We start from the raw sequence: 21,101 nt of genomic DNA on the forward strand, positions 1-21,101 counted from the left end.
GGCCCCTCGCACCCGACGACCGGTGCCGCCGTGCACGGGCCCCCGCACCCGACGCCGTGCCACCGCACACAGCCCCTCGCACCCGACGACCGGTGCCCGCGTGCACGGGCCCCCGCACCGGACGCGCTGCTACCAGCGCGGCATCGCCGGTGTCCGCCAGCCCGGTTCGCCCGCCCGCATCGCCGCCGCGTCGTCCCTGTCGCGCAGCGTGCCGTCGTCCTCGGCCCATCGCCGGTGCAGCCGGGCCAGTTCGTCCCGGTCGAGTGCGACGCCGAGGCCGGGGGCGTCGGACACGGCGACCCGGCCGCCGGTGAAGGCGATCCGCTCGGTGAGGACGTCCTCCGACTGCCAGGGGTAGTGGGAGTCGCAGGCGTGGTGGAGGTTGGGCACGGTGGACGCCACCTGGGTCATCGCGGCGAGGCTGATGCCGAGGTGGGTGTTGGAGTGCATGGACACGCCGACACCGAAGGCGGCGCAGATCGCGGCGAGGTGCCGGGTGTTGCGCAGCCCGCCCCAGTAGTGGTGGTCGGAGAGGACCACCTGGACGGCGTCCTCGGTGAACGCCTCCTTGATCTCCCCGAATGTGGTCACGCACATGTTGGTGGCGAGCGGGACGTCGGTCCCGGCGGACACCGCGGCCATGGCGGGCGTGCCGAGCGTCGGGTCCTCCAGGTATTCCAGGACGTCCCCGAGTTCCCCGGCCACCTTCAGCGAGGTCTCGACGGACCAGGCCCCGTTGGGGTCGAGGCGCAGCGGGTGTCCGGGGAAGGCCTCGGCGAGGGCGCGTACGGCCGCGATCTCCTCCTCGGGCGGGAAGACGCCGCCCTTGAGCTTGAAGGAGGTGAACCCGTACCGCTCGGTGAACGTCCGGGCCTGGGCGACCACTCCGGCCGGGTCGAGGGCGGCGCCCCAGTCGTCCGGCTCGGCCGCGACGCCCTCCGGGTGGGCGGCCCACTTGTAGAAGAGGTAGGCGCTGTACTCGACCTCGTCCCGCAGCCTGCCGCCGAGCAGCGCGTGCACGGGCAGCCCGAGCGCCTTGCCCTGGGCGTCCAGGCAGGCCACCTCGAAGGCGGACAGGACGGACAGCCGCAGCTTGTCGGCGCTCTGCACGCCGCGCAGCCCGCCCGCGTCCACGGCACCCCTGATCCGGCTGTCGTCCACGGCCAGGTCGAGGGCGAACAGACTGTTCACATCCATGACCGAGCGTCCGGTGAGGTGCCCGGCGATCGGGCGGGCGAGTTCCAGGTACTTGGTGTCGCCGTAGGTCTCCCCGAGGCCGGTGATCCCGTCGGCCGTCACGACCTCCACGATCAGCCGGGGGGTGTACGGCTGGTGCACGCCCTGGGTGTTGAGCAGCGGCGGGTCGGCGACCAGGATCGGCGTCAGCCGCACCTCGGCGATGGTCAGGTCACGGGTCACAGGGAGGCTCCTACGAGGTCGAGTCCGGTGGCGAGCAGGGCCTTCAGGTCGGCGAGGTCGGCGGGTGCGGGGTCGGTGAGCGGGGCACGGACGGGACCGACGCGCTGTCCGCGCAGCCGGGCCGCCGCCTTCACCAGGGACACCGCGTATCCGGGTGCGCGGTCGCGCAGTTCGACGAAGGGGACGTAGAAGTCCCGCAGCAGTTTCCCGGTCGTTCCGTGGTCGCCGCCGTGCAGGGCGGTGAAGAAGGCGTCCGCGATCTCCGGGGCGAAGGCGTGCACGGCCGAGGAGTAGGCGGGGACGCCGACGGTGGCGTAGGCGCGGGCCTGGATCTCGGCGGTGGCAGCGCCGTTGAAGAACAGGAAGTCCTCGGGGGCGGCGAGGGTGAGCCGCTGCAGGCGGTCGAGGTCGCTGTGGCCGTCCTTGAGGCCGATCACGTTCGGGATGCGCGCGATGCGCCGCACCGAGTCCGCGCTGTAGGCGACCTGGCCGCGCTGGTAGGCGACGAGCGGCAGCCGGGTGCGGGCGGCGAGCTGCTCCAGCTGGGCGGCGAGGCCGTCCTGCGGGGCGGCGACCAGGTAGTGCGGCAGCACCAGCAGGGCGTCGGCCCCCGCCTCCTCGGCGATCCGGGCGAACCGGGCGGCCTGCGCCCAGCCGTATCCCGTGCCGGCCACCACGGGCATCCGCCCGGCCGCCTCCTCCACGGCGATGGCGACGACCTGCCGGTACTCGTCCTCGTCCAGCGAGAAGAACTCACCGGTGCCGCAGGCCGGGAAGACGGCCCCGGGCCCGGCCGCGAGCCGCTCGGCGGCATGGGCGCGGAAGCCGTCGGGGTCGAGGGAGCCGTCGTCGTGGAAGGCGGTCAGCGGGAACGACAGCACGCCGTGCGCCATGCCCTCCCGCAGTCGCCGCGCCACGTCCTGAGGACTCGGGTCGCCGCCCACCTGACCATCTCCCCTTGTGAATGTCGTCTATGTATGAGAACAGAGGCTAGATACACGAACATGGGGCCGTCAATGGGGCCCCGCGGGCGGGAGGGTGAAGAGAGACAAAAAAGAGCCCCATCCCGCACAGAGCGGAATGGGGCTCGATGGAGCGCCGGGCAGGCCTTGCACCTGCATCTCCCCACAGGAAGCGGGGCGTCTTTCCTTGGACCACCAACGCGCGGTCCGCCACCGGAAGTTCCGGCGACCGCGACGTGATCAACCTTAGCGCATACGGCCGGGTCCAAGCCAACCGGCCGACGGGTGCGCTCTTTTACCCCGGACCGCCGGCCACAAACGCAACAGTGACCCGGATCACTCCCACCGACCTTCTTCTCGAACCGCGTGCTTGATACAACTTGCTCGCGCGTTCCTGTCCGTCGACGGTCGTCGCCCCCTCCCCCTCTTTTCGAGCCGCTCCTTCCGCCTGCCCTGGGAACGCCCGTGTCCGCCCCCCGCCCCCGTCCCTGGCCCCTCGTCGCCCTTTTCACGGCCGGGTACCTCGCCCCCTACCTGCTGCCGACCACCGTCGGCCGCCTCGACTCCGGGCTGCCGCTCTCCGCCACCCAGGCCGGGGCCATCGGCAGTGCGCTGCTGCTCAGTTCGGCCGCCGCCGGCTTCCTGCTGGCCTCCCGGGTCGAGCGGATCGGCCCCCGCACCCTCGCCCGGCTCGGGCTCGCACTCGCCTTCCTCGGCTACGGCGGGGCCGCCCTCACCGGGTGCGTACCGGCCGTCGTCGCGGGCGCCCTGGCCGGCGGGTTCGGATCCGGTACGGTCACGGCGGTCGCGGCCGGCGGCATCGCCGCCCAGCGCGACCCGCACCGGGTCACCACGCTCGGCCTGCTCGGTGTCTCCGCCCTCGCGGGCCTCCTCTACCTGACCATCCCCCGCCTCGGCCCCGGTCACGGCCAGCCCCTGGCCGCGCTGGCGCTGACCGCGCTCGCGGTGTGGCCGCTCACCGGCGGGCTGTCCGGCCGTACCGCCCCGGCCCGCACCCACGCGGGGCACGGCAGGCTCCCCAAGCTACGGGCCGGTCTGCTGCTGGCCGCCGCCATGCCCTGCTGGTCCCTGGCCCAGAACTCCCTGTGGGGCGTCAGCGGCCGCATAGGGCTGGGCCAGGCCCATCTCACCGAGGTCACCGTCGGAGCGGTGTTCGCGGTGGCGCTCGGGGCCGGCCTGGTCGGGGTCGTGGGCGCGGGCGCGCTCGGGCAGCGGCTGGGCCGGGCGGTGCCGATCGGCGCGGGTACGGCGCTCATCGCCGGCTGTATCGCGCTCAGCGCGTCGGCGACGGATCTGCCGTCCTTCGCCGGGGGCGAGATCGCCTGGAACCTGTTCTATCCGGTCGTGCTGTCCTACGTCATCGGCCTGGCCGCCGCACTCGACCCGCGCGGCCGCTGGGCGGTGTTCGTCGGCTCGGCGTCCTCGCTGGGCACGGCGGCGGGCCCGCTGGCCGGGAGCCTGCTGGCCGCGCGGACCGGCTTCCCGGTCATGGGCGAGGTCCTGGCCGTGGGCCTGCTCGCGGTGGCGGTGCCCCTGACGACGGTGGCGCTGCGGGCGGGCGGGCAGCCGCTGTCCGTGGTGGAGATCCAGGTGGACACCCCCGTCACGCCCGCCCGGCACGCGTACGACACAGCCCGCCCGGACGCGTACGACACCGCCTACGCCGATGCCTGCGACAGCGCCTACCCGAACGCGTACGCCTCCACCTCCGCGAGGTAGCGGGCCCGCCGCTCCTCGTCGTCCTCCAGGAAGGAGGCGCGGAAGGAGTTGCGGGCCAGCTCGCGCATCTGCTCCTTGGTCAGCCCGAGGGCGTCGCGGACGGCGTGGTAGTTGTCGCCGACGTAGCCGCCGAAGTAGGCCGGGTCGTCGGAGTTGACCGTGCACAGCAGCCCGGCGTCGATCATCGCGGACAGCGGGTGCTCCGTCAGGACGTCGACCGCGCGCAGCCGGACGTTGGAGAGCGGACAGAGGGTGAGCGGGATCCGCTCCCGCACCAGCCGCTCCACCAGCGCCGGGTCCTCCATGCAGCGCAGCCCGTGGTCGACGCGCTCCACGCCGAGCACGTCCAGCGCCTCGGTGATGTACTCCGGCGGTCCCTCCTCGCCGGCGTGCGCCACGCGCCGCAGCCCGAGCGCGGCGGCGGCCTCGTACACCTCCCGGAACTTCACGGGCGGGTGCCCGACCTCGGCCGAGTCGAGACCGATGCCGGTGATCCGGTCCAGGTGGGGCCGGGCCGCCTCCAGCGTCTCCAGCGCCGAGTCGGCGGACTGGTCGCGCAGGAAGCACAGGATGAGCCGGGTGGAGACGGAGTGGTTCTCCTCGCTGCGGCCGAGCGCCCGCCACAGCCCCTCGACCACCGTGCCCATCGGCACGCCCCGCGCGACATGGGCCTGCGGGTCGAAGAAGATCTCCGCGTGGCGCACGCCCTGGGCGGCGGCGCGGGCGAGGTAGGCGTCGGCCAGGTCCGCGAAGTCCTCTTCGGTGCGCAGGACCGCCATCAGCTCGTAGTACAGGTTCAGGAAGGACTGCAGGTCCTCGAACTGGTACGCCTTGCGCAGCTCGTCGGTGTCGGCGTAGGGCAGTGCGACCCCGTTGCGGGCGGCCAGCCGGAACGCCAGCTCGGGTTCGAGGGTGCCTTCGATGTGCAGGTGCAGTTCTGCTTTCGGGAGGGGCATCGAAGCATCGTACGACGGCCCTCCCCTCCCACCTGCGCTTTCACCGGCGTTTGGGGACCGGCACCCGCTGGAGGTCGTGCGCCACGGTCAGCTCCCCCTCGAACCCCGCGGCACGCGCCTGCCGCTCGAACTCCTCCGGTTCGGAGTAGCGCTGGCTGAAGTGGGTGAGGACGAGGTGCCGCACCCCGGCGTCCCGGGCCACGGTCCCCGCCTGCCCGGCCGTCAGATGTCCGTGGTCGGCGGCGAGCCGGGCGTCCTCGTCGAGGAAGGTGGACTCGATGACGAGCAGGTCGCAGCCCTCCGCGAGCGCGTGCACACCGTCGCACAGCCGGGTGTCCATGACGAAGGCGAACCGCTGCCCGTGCCGCACCTCGCTGACCTCGTCCAGCGTCACGTCCCCGAGCCGTCCCTCGCGCTGGATCCGTCCGACGTCCGGCCCCTTGATCCCGTGCGCGGCGAGCCGGTCGGGCAGCATGCGGCGCCCGTCGGGTTCGGTCAGCCGGTAGCCGTAGGACTCGACGGGGTGGGAGAGCCTGCGGGCCTCCAGGGTGTACGACGGCGTCACCGCGAGGATGCCGTCGGCGTCGACCGGCGCCTCGGTGAGGCGCACCGTCTCCCGGTAGGCGGTCGCGTACCGCAGCCGGTCGAAGAAGCGCCGGCCGGAGCGCGGGTAGTGCGCGGTGACCTCGTGCGGCACCTGGTCGAGGTTGATCCGCTGGATGACCCCGGCGAGACCGAGGGAGTGGTCGCCGTGGAAGTGCGTGACGCAGATCCGGTTCAGGTCGTGGGCGGCGACCCCGGCGCGCAGCATCTGCCGCTGTGTGCCCTCGCCGGGGTCGAACAGGATGCCCTCGGCGTCCCAGCGCAGCAGGTAGCCGTTGTGGTTGCGGTGCCGGGTGGGGACCTGGCTGGCGGTGCCGAGGACCACCAGTTCACGGACGGACATGGCGACTTATCCCGGGGGCCATTCCATGCCACGGCCGCCGAGCACGTGCGCGTGGGCGTGCCAGACGGTCTGGCCGGCGCCGCTGCCGGTGTTGAAGACGACGCGGTAGCTCTCCAGCTTTTCCTCGTCGGCCACGGCCTGGGTCTCCCGCAGGACGTCGGCGGCGAGCGTCGGCGCGGCGGCGGCGAGCTCGGCGGCGTTCTTGTGGTGGGCCTTGGGGATCACCAGGATGTGGGTCGGTGCCTGGGGATTTATGTCCCGGAAGGCGAGGGTGGTCTCCGTCTCTCGGACGATCGTCGCCGGGATGTGGCCCGCGACGATCTTGCAGAACAGGCAGTCGTCCTGCGGCTCTCCCGCCATACGCTGCGCTCGCTTTCGCCGGTGGTGATCAGTACGGGGGCATCGTAGTCGGTCGGGTGCGGGCGGGTGGGGGGTTGTTCGCGCCCACGCGGCGGGAGCCGCACCGGGGCACGGTCCCGCCCGTCGGGTCGTCGGGCCGGGCGCCCGTCAGGCCGGCAGGTCCGGCGGAGTCCTGGCCGGCCGCTCCTCCAGTTGCGCCAGCGCGAGCGCGATGGCCTCGTCGAGCTGGGTGTCGCGGCCCTCCGCCCAGTCCTGCGGCCGCTGGACCACCTCCACGTCCGGGTCGACGCCGTGGTTCTCCAGGTCCCAGCCGTAACCCTCCAGCCAGGTCGCGTACTTCGGCTGGGTGACGAGGGTGCCGTCGACCAGGTGGTAGCGGCTGTCGATACCGATCACCCCGCCCCAGGTGCGGGTGCCGACGACCGGGCCGATGCCGAGGGCCTTGATCGCCGCGTTGACGATGTCGCCGTCGGAGCCGGAGAACTCGTTGGCGACGGCGACGACCGGACCTCTCGGCGCGTCCAGCGGATAGCTGGTGGCCCGCATGCCACGCGGCACGTCCCAGCCGATGATGCGGCGGGCGAGCTTCTCCACGACGAGCTGGGAGGTGTGCCCGCCCCGGTTCTCCCGGACGTCGACCACGAGCCCCTCCCGGGTCACCTCGACGCGCAGATCGCGGTGGATCTGCGCCCAGCCGGGGGCCTGCATGTCCGGGACGTGGAGATAGCCGAGCCGGCCCCCGGAGGCCCGGTGGACGTGGGCGCGCCGGCCGGCGACCCAGGCGTGGTAGCGCAACGGCTCCTCGTCGGCGACCGGGACGACGACCGTGTGCCGCGCCTCGCCCCCGTCGGCCGGTGCGACGGTCAGCTCGACGGGCTGTCCGGCCGTACCGACGAGCAGCGGTCCGGGCCCCCGCACCGGGTCGACGGGGTGGCCCGCGACGGCGACGATCGCGTCCCCGGGGCGTACGGCGACGCCGGGTGCGGCGAGCGGGGAGCGGGCGTCCGGGTCGGAGGTCTCGGCCGGGAGGATGCGGTCGATGCGCCAACTGCCGTCCTGGTGACGGGAGATGTCGGCGCCGAGCAGGCCCTGCCGCGGGCCGCCGCCGGATCCGCCGGACGGGGTGACGTAGGCGTGCGAGGTGCCGAGTTCGCCGTGCACCTCCCACAGCAGGTCGACGAGGTCGTTGTGGGTGGCGAGGCGGTCCAGCAGCGGGCGGTAGCGGTCGAGGACGCCGTCCCAGTCGACGCCGTCGAGGTCGGGCCGCCAGAAGTGGTCGCGCATGAGGCGGCCGGTCTCGTCGTACATCTGCCGCCACTCGGCCGCCGGGTCGACGGTCTGCCGGATGCGGGCGAGGTCGACGGTGACGCTGCTGTCGCCGTCGTCGTCGGAGCCGGTGCGGCGGTCGGCGGGCACGACCCGGAGCCGGCCGTCGCTCCACAGCAGGACCCGTTTGCCGTCGCCGCTGACCTCGAAGTGGTCGGCGTCGGAGGTGAGGTGCTCCAGACGGCGCTGGGCGAGGTCGTAGCGCTCCAGCTCGCTGTGCGGGCCGGGGTCCTCGGGGTGGGCGCGGGAGGCACCGAGGACGCCGTGCACGGGGTGTCGCAGCCAGAGCACGCCGCCCTTGGCCGCGCGCAGACCGGAGTAGCGGCCGGCCTCGACGGGGAAGGGCACGATCCGGTCGGCCAGGCCTTCCAGATCGATGCGGGTGACCGGGGTGCCCTCGCTGTCGGGGGTCTCGTCCTTGTCGGGGGCCTCGAAGGGGCGGCCGTGCCGCTGCGGGCCGAAGGGCGAGGGGGTGGTGGCGGCCAGGGTGATCAGGTGCGGGCGGGCGCCGACCACGAACGCGAGATCGAAGACGTGTTCGTCGTAGACCGGGTCGAAGGCGCGGTGGGAGAGGAAGGCGAGGTGTTTGCCGTCCAGGGTGAAGGCCGGCGCGTAGTCCTGGAAGCGCAGCGGGGTCGCCTCGGTGACCGACAGGTCGGTGGTGTGGGCGAGCCGCAGCTGGGACAGCGGGCGGGGGCCGGGGTGGGCCCAGGCCAGCCAGCCGGAGTCGGGTGAGAAGACGAGGCCGCTGACCTCGCCGTCGTCGCTGCGGTCCACCTCGCGCACCTCGCCGCTCTCCCGCTCGACGAGCAGCAGCCGCCCGTCGTGCGAGGCGACGGCGGCCCGGCTGCCGTCGGGTGCCACGGCCAGCTCCAGGACCCGGCCGAGCCGGCCGGCGGCGAGCCGCCGGGCGGTGGTGCCCGGGGCGAGCCCGGTCGCGGGGGCGAACTCCAGGGCGTCGTCGCCCTCGGCGTCCGTCACCCAGACCACCCACTCCTCGCCCTCGGCGCGGAAGGTGCGCGGCAGCCGGGCCCGGACACCGGGCGCGGCGGTGAGGGCGCGGGCGGGCCCGGCGCGGTGGGTGACCCAGTGCACGCCGCCGCGGACACCGACGGCGCTGCCGCGCGCGGTGTGGTCGGGTGCCGCTTCCCCGAACCACCGCGCCGCGTTCACCGGATACGGCCGCAGGTCCAGGCGCGGCCCGCCCAGCCGCACCTCCAGCCGACGCGGCTCGGCGCCCTCCAGGTCGTCCAGCAGCCACAGTTCACCGGCCGAGCTGTAGACGACCCGGGTGCCGTCACCGGCCGCGTGGCGGGCGTAGAAGCCGTCGAGGGGGGTGTGCCGGCGCAGGTCGGAGCCGTCGGCGAGCGAGGAGTACAGCGCACCCGTGCCCTCGTGGTCGCAGAGGAAGGCGATCCGGTCGCCGGCCCACACCGGGCACTCGATGTTCCCGTCCAGCTCCTCGTGCAGCCGTACGAAGGCGCCGTCCGCGGCGCGGTCGATCCACAGCTTGCCCGCCGTGCCGCCCCGGTAGCGCTTCCAGTACGCGGCTTCCCGGCCCATCGGCGCGGACAGCAGCACGGTGGCCGGCCCGAACGCCACGCCGCCGACGGGGCCGTAGGGCAGCGTGGTGGCGGGTCCGCCGTCGAGCGGGACGGCGTGCGCCCAGGTCCGGCGGGTGCTGGGCCGGCCCTGCGCGCTGAGCGCGAGCACCTGCCCGTCCGGGGTCCAGCCGCGCACCTCGGTGCGCCGGTTGCCCCAGTGCGTCAGCCGCTCGGCGGGGCCTCCCGCCACCGGGGCGAGGTGCACCTCGGGTGCGCCGTCCCGGGTGGAGGTCCAGGCGAGGGCGGTGCCGTCGGGCGAGATCCGGGGCAGCGTCACCGGCACGTTGTCGGCGCTGACCCGCCAGGCCCGGCCCCCGTCGAGGGGTGCCAGCCACACGTCGTCCTCGGCGACGAAGGTCACCAAGTCGCCGTGCAGATGGGGAAATCGGAGATAGGCGGAAGCCGCCGTGGATCCCGTCGAAGCGCCCTGAGTCACCCCGTCACCTTACGCAGCGGCCGCCGCACCGCGCTCCCGGTTCCGATCACTTGCCCTGCGCGGGCCAGCAGGTGGGATCGCCCTTGCACCAGATGGTCCGGGTGACGGTGACGGTGGGGGCCGGCTGCCGGGGGGCGGGGTGGTACGTGGGGTGGTAGGAGGGCGGCTTGTACGTCACGCGGGGCGTGGCACTGCAGTTGCCGAGGCCGCTGACGCGGAACACCTGCCTGCCTGCGACCTCCGCCGTCAGATTCCCGCGCACACAGGCCCCGTCGACGACCCTGGTCACCTTCCCGGTGACGGTGATCTTGCGCTTGTCCGTGGTCTGCCCCTGGCAGTCGACGGAGACGACGGTCTGTGTCGTCGAGGTCGAGGGGGCACGGGTCTTCCCGAAGCCGGCGGTGAAGCTTCCGGTGCAGGTGAGCCAACTCACGCCCACGTGGTGCTGTTTGAGTTCGTCCGTCGCGGTCTTGTCGGTGGTGTACGCGACCATGGCCGAGCTGAGTCCGCCGGGCTCACAGGCCACCACGCCCCCCAGGGCCACCACCGCGAGCCCTGCTCCGGCCGCCACCCGGGTCCCGCGCGCCCGCCGCGTCCGCTGCCCACTGCGCTTCAAAGGCCCCATGCAGGGCAGCGTCCCACCGGCGCCGGACCGGGCGGTAGACCGGAAACGGCCACGTGACCTGAACCTGCGCTCCGCCCGGGCGGTTCCGTACGCTGGCCCGATGCGCAGCACACGCAGGGTCCGGCGGCTGGTCGTGGGCGAGGGGGACGAGTGGCGGTGGACCGTCCGGCACCGGCACTCCCGCGAAGGGCCCTGCCGGGAGGTGCTGACGCTGTCCCGGAACGAAGGGGTGGTGCGGGTGGTCTTCCGGGGCGGGCCCGGCCGCGTGGTCGCCGACGGTGGCTACGCCCACTCCGGGCTCGTGGCCGACGAGCAGGGGCGCTGGGTCAATCTGCACGAGCCCGGTGCCGTACGCGCCTTCGTGGACGAGGTGCTGCGGCGCGGGCCCGCCGCCGGCGAGGTGGACGGCTGGGAGCTGCTGCCGGCCGTCGTCGTCAGGCGCGCAGCAGGAGCCATTCCTGAAGCTCCACCAGATTGCCCTCCGGGTCCTTGAGGTGGGCCACCCGCATACGGTCGGTCATGAGGGCCGGGCCGTGCAGCAGGGTGGCGCCGCGGGAGGTGATCCCGGCGCAGTAGGCGTCGAGGTCGTCGACGCGCAGGACGACCAGGGAGCGGTGACCGCAGGCCTCCTCGCCCAGCTCGCCCAGGACTTCGGCCATCATCGCGCGGTCCTGCAGCGCGATCCCGGCGGAGCCCGTGTGCGGGCTGAACTTCTCGTACGGTCCCTCGGTCGCCCCGGACTGCGGCTTGAGCCCGAGGACGTCGGCGTAGAAGCGGTAGCAGGCGGCGAAGTCGGTGACGAGCAGCCGGACTTGGGCGAGTTCCACGGTGATGCTCCCTGGGGTCAGGACCAGCGGCCGGTGCGGCCCAGCAGGAGAGCCGCGGCGGCGGTGCCGGCGGTGGATGTGCGCAACACGGTGGGCCCGAGCACATAGGCCCGCGCGCCGGCCTCCTGGAAGAGCGCCAGCTCGTCCCGGGAGACGCCGCCTTCGGGCCCGACGACCAGCACGATCTCGCCCTCGGCGGGGAGTTCGGCGGTGGCGAGCGGGGTGCTGCCGTGCTCGAAGTCGGAGTGGAGGACGGCGGCGAAATCGGCTTTGGCGAGAAGTGCGGCAACCTGCTTGGTCGTCACTGCGTCCGCGACCTCCGGGAAGCGGACCCGGCGGGACTGCTTGCCGGCCTCGCGGGCGGTGGCCCGCCACTTGCCGAGGGCCTTCAGCCCGCGGTCGCCCTTCCACTGGGTGATGCAGCGGGCCGCCTGCCAGGGCACGACGGCGTCGACGCCGACCTCGGTCATGGTCTCGACGGCGACCTCGCCCCGGTCGCCCTTGGGCAGGGCCTGGACGACGGTGATGCGCGGGGCGGGCTCGGGCTCCTCGGAGACCGATGCCAGGTGGACGATCAGCCGGTCCTTGCCCTCGGTGCCGATCACCTCGCACACCGCGTAGCGGCCGGCGCCGTCGGTGAGGACGACCTCCTCACCGGGCTGCAGCCGCTTCACGGAGACGGCGTGCCGACCCTCGGGGCCGTCCAGGACGTACCGGTGGCTGTCCGCGTCGAAGTGCTCGACGACGAAGACCGGGGCGGTCATCGCGGGTCACCCCCGGCCGACAACGCTGTCCGGGCGTCGGCGAGTTCGCCCGCCAGCACCTCCACCAGCCGCCCGGCCGGAACCTCCCGGGCCAGCCGGTGTCCCTGGCCCGCCCACAGCGCCATGCCCTGCGCGTCCCCGGCCTTGGCGGCGGCCTTGCGCAGCGGCGAGGTCAGGTGGTGGATCTCGGGGTAGGCGGCGGGGGCGTACGGGCCGTGTTCGCGCAGGAAGCGGTTGACCAGGCCGCGGGCCGGGCGGCCGGAGAAGGCGCGGGTCAGCTCGGTGCGCGCGAACAGGGGGTTGGTGAGCGCCTGCTTGTGCAGGGCGTTCGCGCCGGACTCGGGGGTGGCGAGGAACGCCGTGCCCAGCTGGGCCGCGCTCGCGCCCGCCGCGAGCACGGCGGCGATCTGACTGCCGCGCATCAGGCCGCCGGCGGCGACGATCGGGATGCCCACGGTCTCCCGTATCTGTGCGACCAGCGAGAGCAGGCCGATGCCGGAGCCGTCGTTCTCCGGGACGTCCCGGTGGCTGCCCTGGTGGCCGCCGGCCTCCACGCCCTGTGCGATCACCGCGTCCGCCCCGGCCCGCTCGACCGCGCGGGCCTCCTCGGCGGTGGTGGCGGTGACCAGGGTGAAGGTTCCGGCACGGCGCAGGGAGTCGATGACCTCGCGGCTCGGGACGCCGAAGTGGAAGGAGACCACCGGCACCGGGTTGTCGAGGAGCACGGCGAGCTTGGCGTCGTAGCCGTCGTCCCGGCCGCTGTCGGGGTCGCCCAGCTCGGTCTCGTACCAGGCGGCCTCGCCGGCCAGCTGGTGGGCGTAGACCTCGACGGCTCCGGAAGGGGGCGTGGTGGTGGCCGCTCCCGTGGTGCCGGTGCCCGCACCGGGGTGTTCGGGCTGGGGCATGAACACGTTCACGCCGAAGGGACGGCTCGTGAGCCCCCGCAGCTGCTTGATCTCCTGGTACATGCCGTCGGCGGTCTTGTATCCGGCGGCGAGGAAACCGAGACCGCCCGCCTCGGACACGGCGGCGGCGAGCTGCGGGACGGAGACACCGCCCGCCATGGGGGCCTGCACGATCGGCTGGGGGAAGAGATCGGTCAGCGCGGAGGACATGACGGCATGTTGTCACGTCCTGTGAACAAGTCCGAATCCGGGCTTCCCGTGGCATAGGTCACCGGCATAGGGGGTCCCGAAGCACCCCGTGCGCGACGGCCCGGCGCCCGCCGGAGGCGTCCTTCGACAGCGGGAACGGCTCTTGCCGCCCCGGCCGGCGGTGGCTGCCCGGGGGCCGGTGCCCCCGGGCCTCCATCCGACGTCAGCGCCCGTTGAACGCGTCCTTCAGCCGCGAGAACAGTCCCTGCTGCCCCGGCTGGAACTGGCCCGTCGGACGCTCCTCACCCCGCAGCTTCGCCAGCTCCCGCAGCAAGCGCTCCTGCTCGGGGTCCAGCTTGGTCGGCGTCAGGACCTCGACGTGCACGATCAGGTCGCCCCGGCCGCCGCCGCGCAGATGCGTGATGCCCCGGCTGTGCAGCGGGATCGACTGCCCGGACTGCGTACCGGGCCGGATGTCGACCTCCTCCATCCCGTCCAGCGTCTCCAGCGGCACCTTGGTGCCGAGGGACGCCGCGGTCATCGGGATGGTGACCGTGCAGTGCAGGTCGTCGCCGCGCCGCTGGAAGGTGGGATGCGGCAGCTCGTGGATCTCCACGTACAGGTCGCCGGCCGGACCTCCGCCGGGCCCGACCTCGCCCTCGCCGGCGAGCTGGATCCGGGTGCCGTTGTCGACACCGGCCGGGATCTTCACGGTGAGGGTGCGGCGGGAGCGGACCCGGCCGTCGCCCGCGCACTCCGGGCACGGGGTCGGCACGACGGTGCCGAAGCCCTGGCACTGGGGGCAGGGGCGGGAGGTCATGACCTGGCCCAGGAAGGACCGGGTGACCTGCGAGACCTCGCCGCGGCCGCGGCACATGTCACATGTCTGGGCGGACGTTCCCGGAGCCGCGCCCTCGCCGTTGCAGGTGTTGCAGACGACGGCCGTGTCGACCTGGATGTCCTTGGTCGTCCCGAAGGCCGCCTCGTCCAGCTCGACCTCGATCCGGATCATGGCGTCCTGGCCGCGCCGGGTGCGCGAGCGCGGCCCGCGCTGCGACGCCGTGCCGAAGAACGCGTCCATGATGTCGGAGAAGTTGCCGAAGCCACCGGCCCCGAAGCCGCCCGCACCGGCGCCGCCCGACTGGGAGAGCGGGTCGCCGCCGAGGTCGTAGACCTGCTTCTTCTGCGGGTCCGACAGCACCTCGTAAGCGGCGTTGATCTCCTTGAACCGCTCCTGGGTCTTCGGGTCGGGGTTGACGTCCGGGTGCAGCTCGCGCGCGAGCCGGCGGAACGCCTTCTTGATCTCATCCTGCGACGCGTCGCGGCGCACGCCGAGAACGGCGTAGTAGTCCGTGGCCACTTACGACTCCGCCAGGATCTGTCCGACGTACCGTGCCACTGCGCGTACCGCTCCCATCGTTCCCGGGTAGTCCATGCGGGTCGGTCCGACCACGCCGAGCTTGGCAACCGCCTCGCCGCCCGAACCGTAGCCGACCGACACGACGGAGGTTGAGTTGAGTCCCTCATGGGCGTTCTCGTGCCCGATGCGCACGGTCATGCCCGGATCCTTCGCCTCGCCGAGGAGCTTGAGGAGCACGACCTGCTCCTCCAGGGCCTCCAGGACGGGCCGGATCACGAGGGGGAAATCATGTCCGAAGCGGGTGAGATTGGCGGTACCGCCGATCATCAGCCGCTCCTCGTTCTCCTCGACCAGTGTCTCCAGCAGAGTGGAGAGCACTGTGGAGACCGTACCGCGGTCCTCGGCGTCGAAGGCCTCCGGCAGGTCCTCGACCAGCTTCGGCACATCGGTGAACCGGCGGCCCGCGACCCTGCTGTTCAGCCGCGCCCGCAGATCGGCCAGGGACGCCTCGCCGAACGGCGCCGGGCAGTCGACCATCCGCTGCTCGACCCGGCCGGTGTCCGTGATCAGCACGAGCATCACGCGCGCGGGTGCGAGCGAGAGCAGTTCCACGTGCCGCACGGTGGACCGGGTCAGGGACGGGTACTGCACGACGGCGACCTGCCGGGTCAGCTGCGCGAGCAGCCGCACGGTGCGCGCCACCACGTCGTCGAGGTCGACGGCGCCCTCCAGGAAGTTCTGGATGGCCCGCCGTTCGGGCGCCGTCATCGGCTTGACGCCCGCGAGCTTGTCCACGAAGAGCCGGTAGCCCTTGTCGGTGGGGATGCGCCCGGCACTGGTGTGCGGCTGGGCGATGAACCCCTCGTCCTCCAGGACGGCCATGTCGTTGCGCACGGTCGCCGGGGAGACGCCGAGGTTGTGCCGCTCGGTGAGCGCCTTGGACCCCACCGGCTCCTCGGTGCCCACGTAGTCCTGGACGATGGCGCGCAGCACCTGAAGCCTGCGTTCACTCAGCATCCGCGCGCACCTCCAGCATGTCGTCCCTGGGCCCTTCGGTCGTCCGCCTGGCACTCTGCGTGTCCGAGTGCCAGAGTTCCCCGGGCCAGTGTACGGCCGTGGGGTACTGACTGGGCAAGGTCGCTGCCGCCTTACCTGGTTGAACAGCCAGGGCCTGCCTTCTGGATCAGGTCGCAGGAAAGCCACGGTACGTGTCCGGCCGACCCGGGCGGGGGCCGGTGCGTGCAGCTGCAAGGCGGAGGAGGGCGTCGACGCGATGGGGGTCCCCCCGCGCGAGCGGAGCCGGGCGCGGGGGAATCGGCAACCGACGACAACGCGGCAGATGTGCGTGCCGGCCCCGCGTCTGCGAGCGGATCCGGAAGGCAGGCCCTAGCGTCACGGTATGACGGTGACTTGGGAAGAGGCGGGGTGGGAGCGGCTGGCCGCCGGGGTCGGGCGGTGCCGGCTGCCCGGCTGGGACTGCACCGTGGGCCTGGTCCTCGGCGCGGGTACGGCGCTGGTGGTGGACGCCGGGTCGAGTCTGGCCGAGGGCGCCCGGGTGCGGGAGCGCGCACAGCAGCTGGCAGGCCTGCATGTGACTCATCTCGCGTTCACCCACCCCCACTTCGACCATGTCTTCGGCGCGGCCGCCTTCGCCGGGGCGGAGGTGTACGGGGCGGTGGGCGTCGACGCGGTGTTCGCCCACGAGCGCGAGGAACTGCGCCTGGACGCGATCAGGAACGGCCTGCCCGCTTCGGACGCGGACGAGGCGGTGGACGCGCTCGTCCCGCCCCGCCATCCGGTCTCCGGCGAGTGGACGCTGGACCTCGGCGGCGGCCGCCAGGCACTGCTGGCCAACGTGGGTCCCGGCCACACGGCCCACGACCTCGCGGTGCTCGTCCCCGCGGTCCCGGGGGTCGCGGGGGTCGCGGGGTCCCCGGAGATCGTCTTCTGCGGCGACCTGGTGGAGGAGTCCGGCGAACCCCAGGCGGGCCCGGACGCCGTGCCGTCCCGCTGGCCGGACGCCCTGGACCGGCTGCTCGCCCTCGGCGGCGAGGACGCGCTGTACGTGCCCGGTCACGGAGCGGTGGTCGACGCGGCGTTCGTACGACGGCAACGCGACGAGCTGGCAGCCCGTTTCGGCGTGTCGTGAGCGCCGGTCCGCGACTTCTCCTATCGTCACTCGAATGCGCCAGTACTCCGCCGACCTGACCCCTCCGTGGAAGAAGTCCCGGCCTGTGCCGGAGGTGGCGGCGGAGCCGGGCCTGGTGGTGGAGGAGCCCGGTACGGGGTTCTGCGGGGCGGTGATCCGCTGCGAGGCGGGCACGGTGACGCTGGAGGACCGCTTCGGCAAGCACCGGGTGTTCCCGCTGGAGCCGCGCGGCTTCCTGCTGGAGGGGCGGGCGGTGACGCTCGTGCGGCCGTCGTCCACGGCTCCGGTACGTCCCACCCGTACGGCCTCCGGCTCGGTCGCGGTCCCGGGGGCCCGCGCCCGCGTGGCCCGCGCCGGCCGCATCTATGTCGAGGGCCGGCACGACGCCGAGCTGGTCGAGAAGGTGTGGGGCGACGACCTGCGCGTCGAGGGCGTGGTCGTGGAGTACCTGGAGGGCGTGGACGACCTGCCGTCGATCGTGTCGTCGTTCGCGCCGGGTCCGGACGCGCGGCTCGGGGTGCTCGTGGACCACCTCGTCCCGGGCACGAAGGAGTGGCGCATCGCGGAGTCGGTGACCAGCGAGCACGCGCTGGTGGTGGGCCACCCGTACATCGACATCTGGGAGGCGGTGAAGCCGGCCTCGGTGGGGATCGCGGCCTGGCCGAAGGTGCCGCGCGGGCAGGACTGGAAGACGGGGGTGTGCCGGGCACTGGGGTGGCCGTCGGAGAACACGGGCGCGGTGTGGCAGGCGATTCTGCAGCGGGTGGGGTCTTACAAGGACCTGGAGCCGGAGCTGCTGGGGCGGGTGGAGGAGCTGATCGATTTCGTCACGGCGTAGCGGTCGGCGGTGCAAGAGCTGATCGTCACGGCGTAGCGGTCGGCGGCGGAAGAGCTGATCGTCACGGCGAAACAGTCAGCAGCGGAAGAGCTGATCGTCACGGCGAAACAGTCAGCAGCGGAAGAGCTGATCGTCACGGCGAAACAGTCAGCGGCGGAAGAGCTGATCGTCACGGCGAAACAGTCAGCGGCGGACGAGTGCCGAACCGGCTCGTATCCAGGTCGATGCCCACGACCGGCAGCTGCACCGGGTCACCGGACTTACGAGTCCGCTCGGTCCGGCAGTCCGCCCCGAGCCCCGTGCCACCCGGCGATCATCCACAGCGGTCATCTCCGTGGCCCTCCGCATCCGCCGCGTACCGTCGGCGGCAGCCTGCGGACCAGGTTGGGGACCGAACCGGCGTTCCGCAGTGATTCACTCCGCCGGGTGATCAGTCCACCAGATCCCGCACAACGGCGTCCGCCAGCAGGCGTCCCCGCAACGTCAGCACCGCCCGTCCCTCCTCGTACGGACCGGACCGCAGCAGCCCATCGGCCAGTGCCCGCCGCGAAGCCGCGAGTCCGTCCTCCTTCAGGAGCGACAGCGGCACGCCCTCCCGCAGCCGCAGCTCCAGCAGGATCCGCTCCACCCGCCGGTCCTCGTCGGAGAGCAGCTCGCGGCCCGCGCCCGGTGAGCGGCCGGAGGCCAGGGCCGCCGCGTACGCCCCCGGGTGCTTGACGTTCCACCAGCGCACCCCGCCCACGTGGCTGTGCGCGCCCGGCCCCGCGCCCCACCAGTCGGCGCCCCGCCAGTACAGCTCGTTGTGCAGACAGCGCCCGGCCGGTGAGGTGGCCCAGTTGGAGACCTCGTACCAGTCGAAGCCCGCCGCCGACAGCAGCTCCTCCGCGATCAGGTAGCGGTCCGCGTGGACGTCGTCGTCCGTCATCGGGACCTCGCCCCGGCGGATACGGCGGGCGAGCTGGGTGCCCTCCTCCACGATCAGGGCGTACGCCGAGACGTGGTCGGGGCCCGCGCCCAGGGCCGCCTCCAGCGAGGCCCGCCAGTCGTCGTCGGACTCGCCGGGGGTGCCGTAGATCAGGTCGAGGTTGACGTGCTCGAAGCCGGCCGCCCGTGCCTCGGCCACGCACGCCTCGGGGCGCCCGGGGGTGTGGGTCCGGTCGAGCACCCGCAGCACGTGCTGCTTCGCGCTCTGCATGCCGAAGGAGATCCGGTTGAAGCCGCCCTCGCGCAGCGTGGCGAGGTAGGCCGGGTCGACCGACTCCGGGTTCGCCTCCGTCGTGATCTCCGCGTCCGGTGCGAGGCCGAACTCGTCGCGGATCGCGGCCAGCATCCGCACCAGGTCGTCGGCGGCCAGCAGCGTCGGCGTACCGCCGCCGACGAAGACCGTGCGGACCGCGCGCGGGTCGTCGCCGAGCACCTTGCGGGCCAGGCGGACCTCGTCGGTCAGGGTGTCCGCGTAGTTGTCCCTGGAGGCGAGCACTCCGCCGGTGCCGCGCAGCTCGGTGGCGGTGTACGTGTTGAAGTCGCAGTAGCCGCAGCGGGTCGCGCAGTACGGGACGTGCAGGTAGAACCCGAAGGGCCGGTCGGCGGCGCCGGCGAGCGCGGCGGAGGGCAACGCGCCGTCGTCGGGGACGGGCTCGCCGTCGGGGAGTGCGGAAGGCATGTCCTCCATTGTCCCGCACGACGGCGGTCACTCCGCCTGGAGCACCAGGAGGGCCAGATCGTCCTCCGGCAGGCCGCCGCCGAAGTCGTGCACCAGGCGCCGGATCCTTTCCGCGATCGGTTCGGCGCCCAGGCCCGCGCAGCCGGACAGGGCCCGGGCGAGGCCGTCGCCGTCGTCGAACTGGCGGGAGCCGGAGCGCCGCTCGGTCACCCCGTCGGTGACGCACAGCAGGCTGTCGCCGGGCCGCAGGTCGAGGGTCTCGCTGGTGTACGTCTCGTCCTCGACCACCCCGAGCAGGGTCTGCGGCCGGGCGGCGGTGCGCACCTCGCCGTCGGGGCGCAGGACCAGCGGGAGCGGGTGCCCGGCCGAGGCGAGGGTGCAGCGGACGCCCTCGTCGTGCGGGGTCAGCTCACCGTAGAGGAGGGACAGGAAGCGGGTCTGCGGGCCGTCCCCGTGGGGCACCGGCCGGCCGCCGGCGGCGACCAGGGCGCGGGCGGCCGCGTCGGCGGCCTCGGTGGCGTCGTCCAGGAGGAGCTGGTTGAGGCGGTCCAGGACGTCGGCGACCCGGTAGCCCTCGCGGGCGAGGAGGCGCAGCCAGGGGCGGGCGAGCCCGATCACGACCGCCGCCTCGGGGCCCTTGCCCTGTACGTCGCCGATCGCGAAGCACCAGCGGCCGTCGCCGGCCGGGAAGAGGTCGTAGAAGTCGCCGCTCGGGCCGCCCTTGTCGCAGGGCTCGTAGACCAGCGCGCTGCGCAGCCCGGGGATCTCGGCGACCGCGCCGGGCAGCAGGCCACGCTGCAGGACGGCGCTGATGGTGGCCTGCCGGGCGTACTGGCGGGCCGCGCCGATGGCGAGGGCCACCCGGCGGCTGAGGTCCTCGATCAGTCCGGTGACCTCGTCGGGGAACCTGTGCAGCCCGCAGCGCCCGATGACCAGCGTGCCCAGCGGGCGGCCGCCCGCGATGAGCCGGTAGGCGAGTGCGGTGCCGTCGGCGCCCTGCGGGCCGAGCGCGTCGCCGGGCCAGGGGTACGGCTCCGGGCCCGACCGCAGTCCGTCGCGCGGGCACGGGGGGTCCTTCTCCAGGGCGCGGGTCAGTTCCTCGATGCGGTTCTCGCTGGCGTGCCACACGCGTGCGGGCGCGCCGCCGTCGCCGCCGCGCACGCTCGCCTCGTCCTCCAGCCACACGGCGCACCAGTCGGCGAGCCGGGGCACGATCAGCTGCCCGGTGAGGGCGGCGACCAGGTTCTCGTCCAGTTGTCCGGCGAGCAGGTCGGAGGCCTCGGCGAGGAAGGACAGCGCGCCCCGGCCGAGCCAGTCCCGGTCGGCTCCGGGGCGCTGCGGCTGCGGGGCGAGGGCCTCGGCGGCCTCCAGGGCCGGGGCCGGGGCGGGCCGGGCCGGCTCGTCCCGGCCACCGGGCGGCAGCCGTGCCCACACCGTCTTGCTGCCGGTGCGGTAGGTGACGCCCCAGGACTCGGCGAGGGTGGCGACGAGGCGCAGACCGCGCCCCTGTTCGGCCACCTCGTACGGCGCCTCGGCGCCCGCGGGGTCGCGCGGGGCGCGCGCGGGATGGTGGTCGCGCACCTCCACGACGAACGCGCCGCTCTCCTCCAGACGCCAGTCCACCTCCACGTCCGTGCCGGCGTGCACGACGGCGTTGGTGACCAGTTCGCTGACCACGGCCATGGCGTCGTCGGCGAGCCGCGCGCAGACCTCGGGGGCATCGGCGAACGCCGCCCGCAGCAGCGCGCGGGCGGACCCGGGCGCGAGGGGGCTGCCGGGCAGGGTGGCGCGCCCCTTGGCCCCACGGGCCGGCGTCTCGTTCTCCCGCTGCGTCGGTATGGCCGCCATGTCCATGCGGCCAGGGTGACAGACCGACCCCACACATGTGCGCTGAGTCACCGAAGCGACCAGCAACGCATGAGAACTGCGCTACGCAAGGACAGTTTTGAACGCGATGCGAAGCCAGCCGTAAAAAGCGCGCCGTAAAGAGGGGTGTGGGGACCCTGCACCCGGCCACGGACGAGGGCGTGGG

18 protein-coding genes are annotated in these 21,101 nt (G+C 73.5%); 4 read left to right on the forward strand and 14 right to left on the reverse strand.

Annotated features, from left to right (window positions below; translation table 11 throughout):
* Nucleotides 1-129: 129 nt before the first annotated feature.
* Nucleotides 130-1,419: a glucarate dehydratase family protein gene (locus ACZ7P3_RS08470; RefSeq protein ID WP_472079932.1), complete on the reverse strand. Its 1,290-nt coding sequence runs from the start codon at nucleotides 1,417-1,419 to the stop codon at nucleotides 130-132.
* Nucleotides 1,416-2,312 carry a 5-dehydro-4-deoxyglucarate dehydratase gene (locus tag ACZ7P3_RS08475; RefSeq protein ID WP_472080313.1) on the reverse strand — a complete coding sequence of 299 codons (897 nt, stop codon included), beginning with the start codon at nucleotides 2,310-2,312 and terminating at the stop codon, nucleotides 1,416-1,418. The genes ACZ7P3_RS08470 and ACZ7P3_RS08475 overlap by 4 nt, the downstream gene beginning before the upstream one ends.
* Nucleotides 2,313-2,846: 534 nt before the next feature.
* Between ACZ7P3_RS08475 and ACZ7P3_RS08480 the strand changes: the two genes are divergently transcribed.
* Nucleotides 2,847-4,121 carry an MFS transporter gene (locus ACZ7P3_RS08480; protein ID WP_472079933.1) on the forward strand — a complete coding sequence of 425 codons (1,275 nt, stop codon included), beginning with the start codon at nucleotides 2,847-2,849 and terminating at the stop codon, nucleotides 4,119-4,121.
* Here ACZ7P3_RS08480 and ACZ7P3_RS08485 read toward each other — a convergent pair.
* The 5 genes from ACZ7P3_RS08485 to ACZ7P3_RS08505 all read right to left on the reverse strand — a co-directional run bounded on the left by ACZ7P3_RS08485 (nucleotide 4,085) and on the right by ACZ7P3_RS08505 (nucleotide 10,374).
* Nucleotides 4,085-5,077: an adenosine deaminase gene (locus ACZ7P3_RS08485; RefSeq protein WP_472079934.1), complete on the reverse strand. Its 993-nt coding sequence runs from the start codon at nucleotides 5,075-5,077 to the stop codon at nucleotides 4,085-4,087. The two genes, ACZ7P3_RS08480 and ACZ7P3_RS08485, sit on opposite strands and share 37 nt — an antisense overlap.
* Before the next feature lie 40 nt (nucleotides 5,078-5,117).
* Nucleotides 5,118-6,023: a ribonuclease Z gene (locus tag ACZ7P3_RS08490; RefSeq protein ID WP_472079935.1), complete on the reverse strand. Its 906-nt coding sequence runs from the start codon at nucleotides 6,021-6,023 to the stop codon at nucleotides 5,118-5,120.
* A 6-nt stretch (nucleotides 6,024-6,029) separates the two neighbouring features.
* Nucleotides 6,030-6,383 (reverse strand): histidine triad nucleotide-binding protein, encoded by a 354-nt coding sequence (locus ACZ7P3_RS08495; RefSeq protein WP_472079936.1) that lies wholly within the window; start codon nucleotides 6,381-6,383, stop codon nucleotides 6,030-6,032.
* Nucleotides 6,384-6,530: 147 nt separating this feature from the next.
* On the reverse strand, nucleotides 6,531-9,749 hold the full coding sequence (locus ACZ7P3_RS08500) for a S41 family peptidase (RefSeq protein ID WP_472079937.1): 3,219 nt from the start codon (nucleotides 9,747-9,749) through the stop codon (nucleotides 6,531-6,533).
* 46 nt (nucleotides 9,750-9,795) lie between these two features.
* The gene (locus ACZ7P3_RS08505) at nucleotides 9,796-10,374 is read right to left on the reverse strand and encodes a hypothetical protein (protein WP_472079938.1); all 579 of its coding nucleotides are present in this window, start codon (nucleotides 10,372-10,374) and stop codon (nucleotides 9,796-9,798) included.
* 100 nt (nucleotides 10,375-10,474) lie between these two features.
* Between ACZ7P3_RS08505 and ACZ7P3_RS08510 the strand changes: the two genes are divergently transcribed.
* Nucleotides 10,475-10,867, forward strand: coding sequence for a hypothetical protein (locus tag ACZ7P3_RS08510; protein WP_472079939.1), 393 nt, complete (start codon nucleotides 10,475-10,477; stop codon nucleotides 10,865-10,867).
* On the opposite strand, the gene ACZ7P3_RS08515 is transcribed toward ACZ7P3_RS08510, so the two are convergent.
* From ACZ7P3_RS08515 to hrcA, 5 genes are all read right to left on the reverse strand, one after another.
* Nucleotides 10,809-11,201 carry a VOC family protein gene (locus ACZ7P3_RS08515; protein WP_472079940.1) on the reverse strand — a complete coding sequence of 131 codons (393 nt, stop codon included), beginning with the start codon at nucleotides 11,199-11,201 and terminating at the stop codon, nucleotides 10,809-10,811. The genes ACZ7P3_RS08510 and ACZ7P3_RS08515 overlap by 59 nt on opposite strands.
* 17 nt (nucleotides 11,202-11,218) lie before the next feature.
* On the reverse strand, nucleotides 11,219-11,965 hold the full coding sequence (locus tag ACZ7P3_RS08520) for a 16S rRNA (uracil(1498)-N(3))-methyltransferase (RefSeq protein WP_472079941.1): 747 nt from the start codon (nucleotides 11,963-11,965) through the stop codon (nucleotides 11,219-11,221).
* Nucleotides 11,962-13,080, reverse strand: coding sequence for a nitronate monooxygenase (locus ACZ7P3_RS08525; RefSeq protein ID WP_472079942.1), 1,119 nt, complete (start codon nucleotides 13,078-13,080; stop codon nucleotides 11,962-11,964). The genes ACZ7P3_RS08520 and ACZ7P3_RS08525 overlap by 4 nt, the downstream gene beginning before the upstream one ends.
* 202 nt (nucleotides 13,081-13,282) lie before the next feature.
* Nucleotides 13,283-14,419, reverse strand: a complete 1,137-nt coding sequence (gene dnaJ, locus ACZ7P3_RS08530) for a molecular chaperone DnaJ (RefSeq protein WP_472079943.1) — start codon at nucleotides 14,417-14,419, stop codon at nucleotides 13,283-13,285.
* Nucleotides 14,420-15,436: a heat-inducible transcriptional repressor HrcA gene (hrcA, locus tag ACZ7P3_RS08535; RefSeq protein WP_472079944.1), complete on the reverse strand. Its 1,017-nt coding sequence runs from the start codon at nucleotides 15,434-15,436 to the stop codon at nucleotides 14,420-14,422.
* Nucleotides 15,437-15,818: 382 nt separating this feature from the next.
* Between hrcA and ACZ7P3_RS08540 the strand changes: the two genes are divergently transcribed.
* Entirely contained in the window at nucleotides 15,819-16,568 is a 750-nt protein-coding gene (locus ACZ7P3_RS08540; protein WP_472079945.1) for an MBL fold metallo-hydrolase, read from the forward strand.
* 34 nt (nucleotides 16,569-16,602) lie between these two features.
* Nucleotides 16,603-17,406, forward strand: a complete 804-nt coding sequence (locus tag ACZ7P3_RS08545) for a DUF3097 domain-containing protein (RefSeq protein WP_472079946.1) — start codon at nucleotides 16,603-16,605, stop codon at nucleotides 17,404-17,406.
* Between the two features lie 430 nt (nucleotides 17,407-17,836).
* Here ACZ7P3_RS08545 and hemW read toward each other — a convergent pair whose 3' ends face one another.
* The gene (gene hemW, locus ACZ7P3_RS08550) at nucleotides 17,837-19,069 is read right to left on the reverse strand and encodes a radical SAM family heme chaperone HemW (RefSeq protein ID WP_472079947.1); all 1,233 of its coding nucleotides are present in this window, start codon (nucleotides 19,067-19,069) and stop codon (nucleotides 17,837-17,839) included.
* A 27-nt stretch (nucleotides 19,070-19,096) separates the two neighbouring features.
* Complete coding sequence (locus ACZ7P3_RS08555; RefSeq protein WP_472080314.1) at nucleotides 19,097-20,917, reverse strand: SpoIIE family protein phosphatase; 1,821 nt, start codon at nucleotides 20,915-20,917, stop codon at nucleotides 19,097-19,099.
* Nucleotides 20,918-21,101 lie beyond the last annotated feature (184 nt).

This window comes from Streptomyces sp. NPDC107581 (genome assembly GCF_055657175.1).

Excerpts from the sequence above, each read along its gene's own strand:
- ACZ7P3_RS08510 (WP_472079939.1), top strand. The coding sequence starts at position 10,475 with ATGCGCAGCACACGCAGGGTCCGGCGGCTGGTCGTGGGCGAGGGGGAC.
- ACZ7P3_RS08490 (WP_472079935.1), bottom strand. The coding sequence starts at position 6,023 with ATGTCCGTCCGTGAACTGGTGGTCCTCGGCACCGCCAGCCAGGTCCCC.
- ACZ7P3_RS08540 (WP_472079945.1), top strand. The coding sequence starts at position 15,819 with ATGACGGTGACTTGGGAAGAGGCGGGGTGGGAGCGGCTGGCCGCCGGG.
- ACZ7P3_RS08485 (WP_472079934.1), bottom strand. The coding sequence starts at position 5,077 with ATGCCCCTCCCGAAAGCAGAACTGCACCTGCACATCGAAGGCACCCTC.
- ACZ7P3_RS08495 (WP_472079936.1), bottom strand. The coding sequence starts at position 6,383 with ATGGCGGGAGAGCCGCAGGACGACTGCCTGTTCTGCAAGATCGTCGCG.
- ACZ7P3_RS08505 (WP_472079938.1), bottom strand. The coding sequence starts at position 10,374 with ATGGGGCCTTTGAAGCGCAGTGGGCAGCGGACGCGGCGGGCGCGCGGG.
- hemW (WP_472079947.1), bottom strand. The coding sequence starts at position 19,069 with ATGCCTTCCGCACTCCCCGACGGCGAGCCCGTCCCCGACGACGGCGCG.
- ACZ7P3_RS08520 (WP_472079941.1), bottom strand. The coding sequence starts at position 11,965 with ATGACCGCCCCGGTCTTCGTCGTCGAGCACTTCGACGCGGACAGCCAC.
- ACZ7P3_RS08555 (WP_472080314.1), bottom strand. The coding sequence starts at position 20,917 with ATGGCGGCCATACCGACGCAGCGGGAGAACGAGACGCCGGCCCGTGGG.
- ACZ7P3_RS08475 (WP_472080313.1), bottom strand. The coding sequence starts at position 2,312 with ATGGCGCACGGCGTGCTGTCGTTCCCGCTGACCGCCTTCCACGACGAC.
- ACZ7P3_RS08525 (WP_472079942.1), bottom strand. The coding sequence starts at position 13,080 with ATGTCCTCCGCGCTGACCGATCTCTTCCCCCAGCCGATCGTGCAGGCC.
- ACZ7P3_RS08545 (WP_472079946.1), top strand. The coding sequence starts at position 16,603 with ATGCGCCAGTACTCCGCCGACCTGACCCCTCCGTGGAAGAAGTCCCGG.
- hrcA (WP_472079944.1), bottom strand. The coding sequence starts at position 15,436 with ATGCTGAGTGAACGCAGGCTTCAGGTGCTGCGCGCCATCGTCCAGGAC.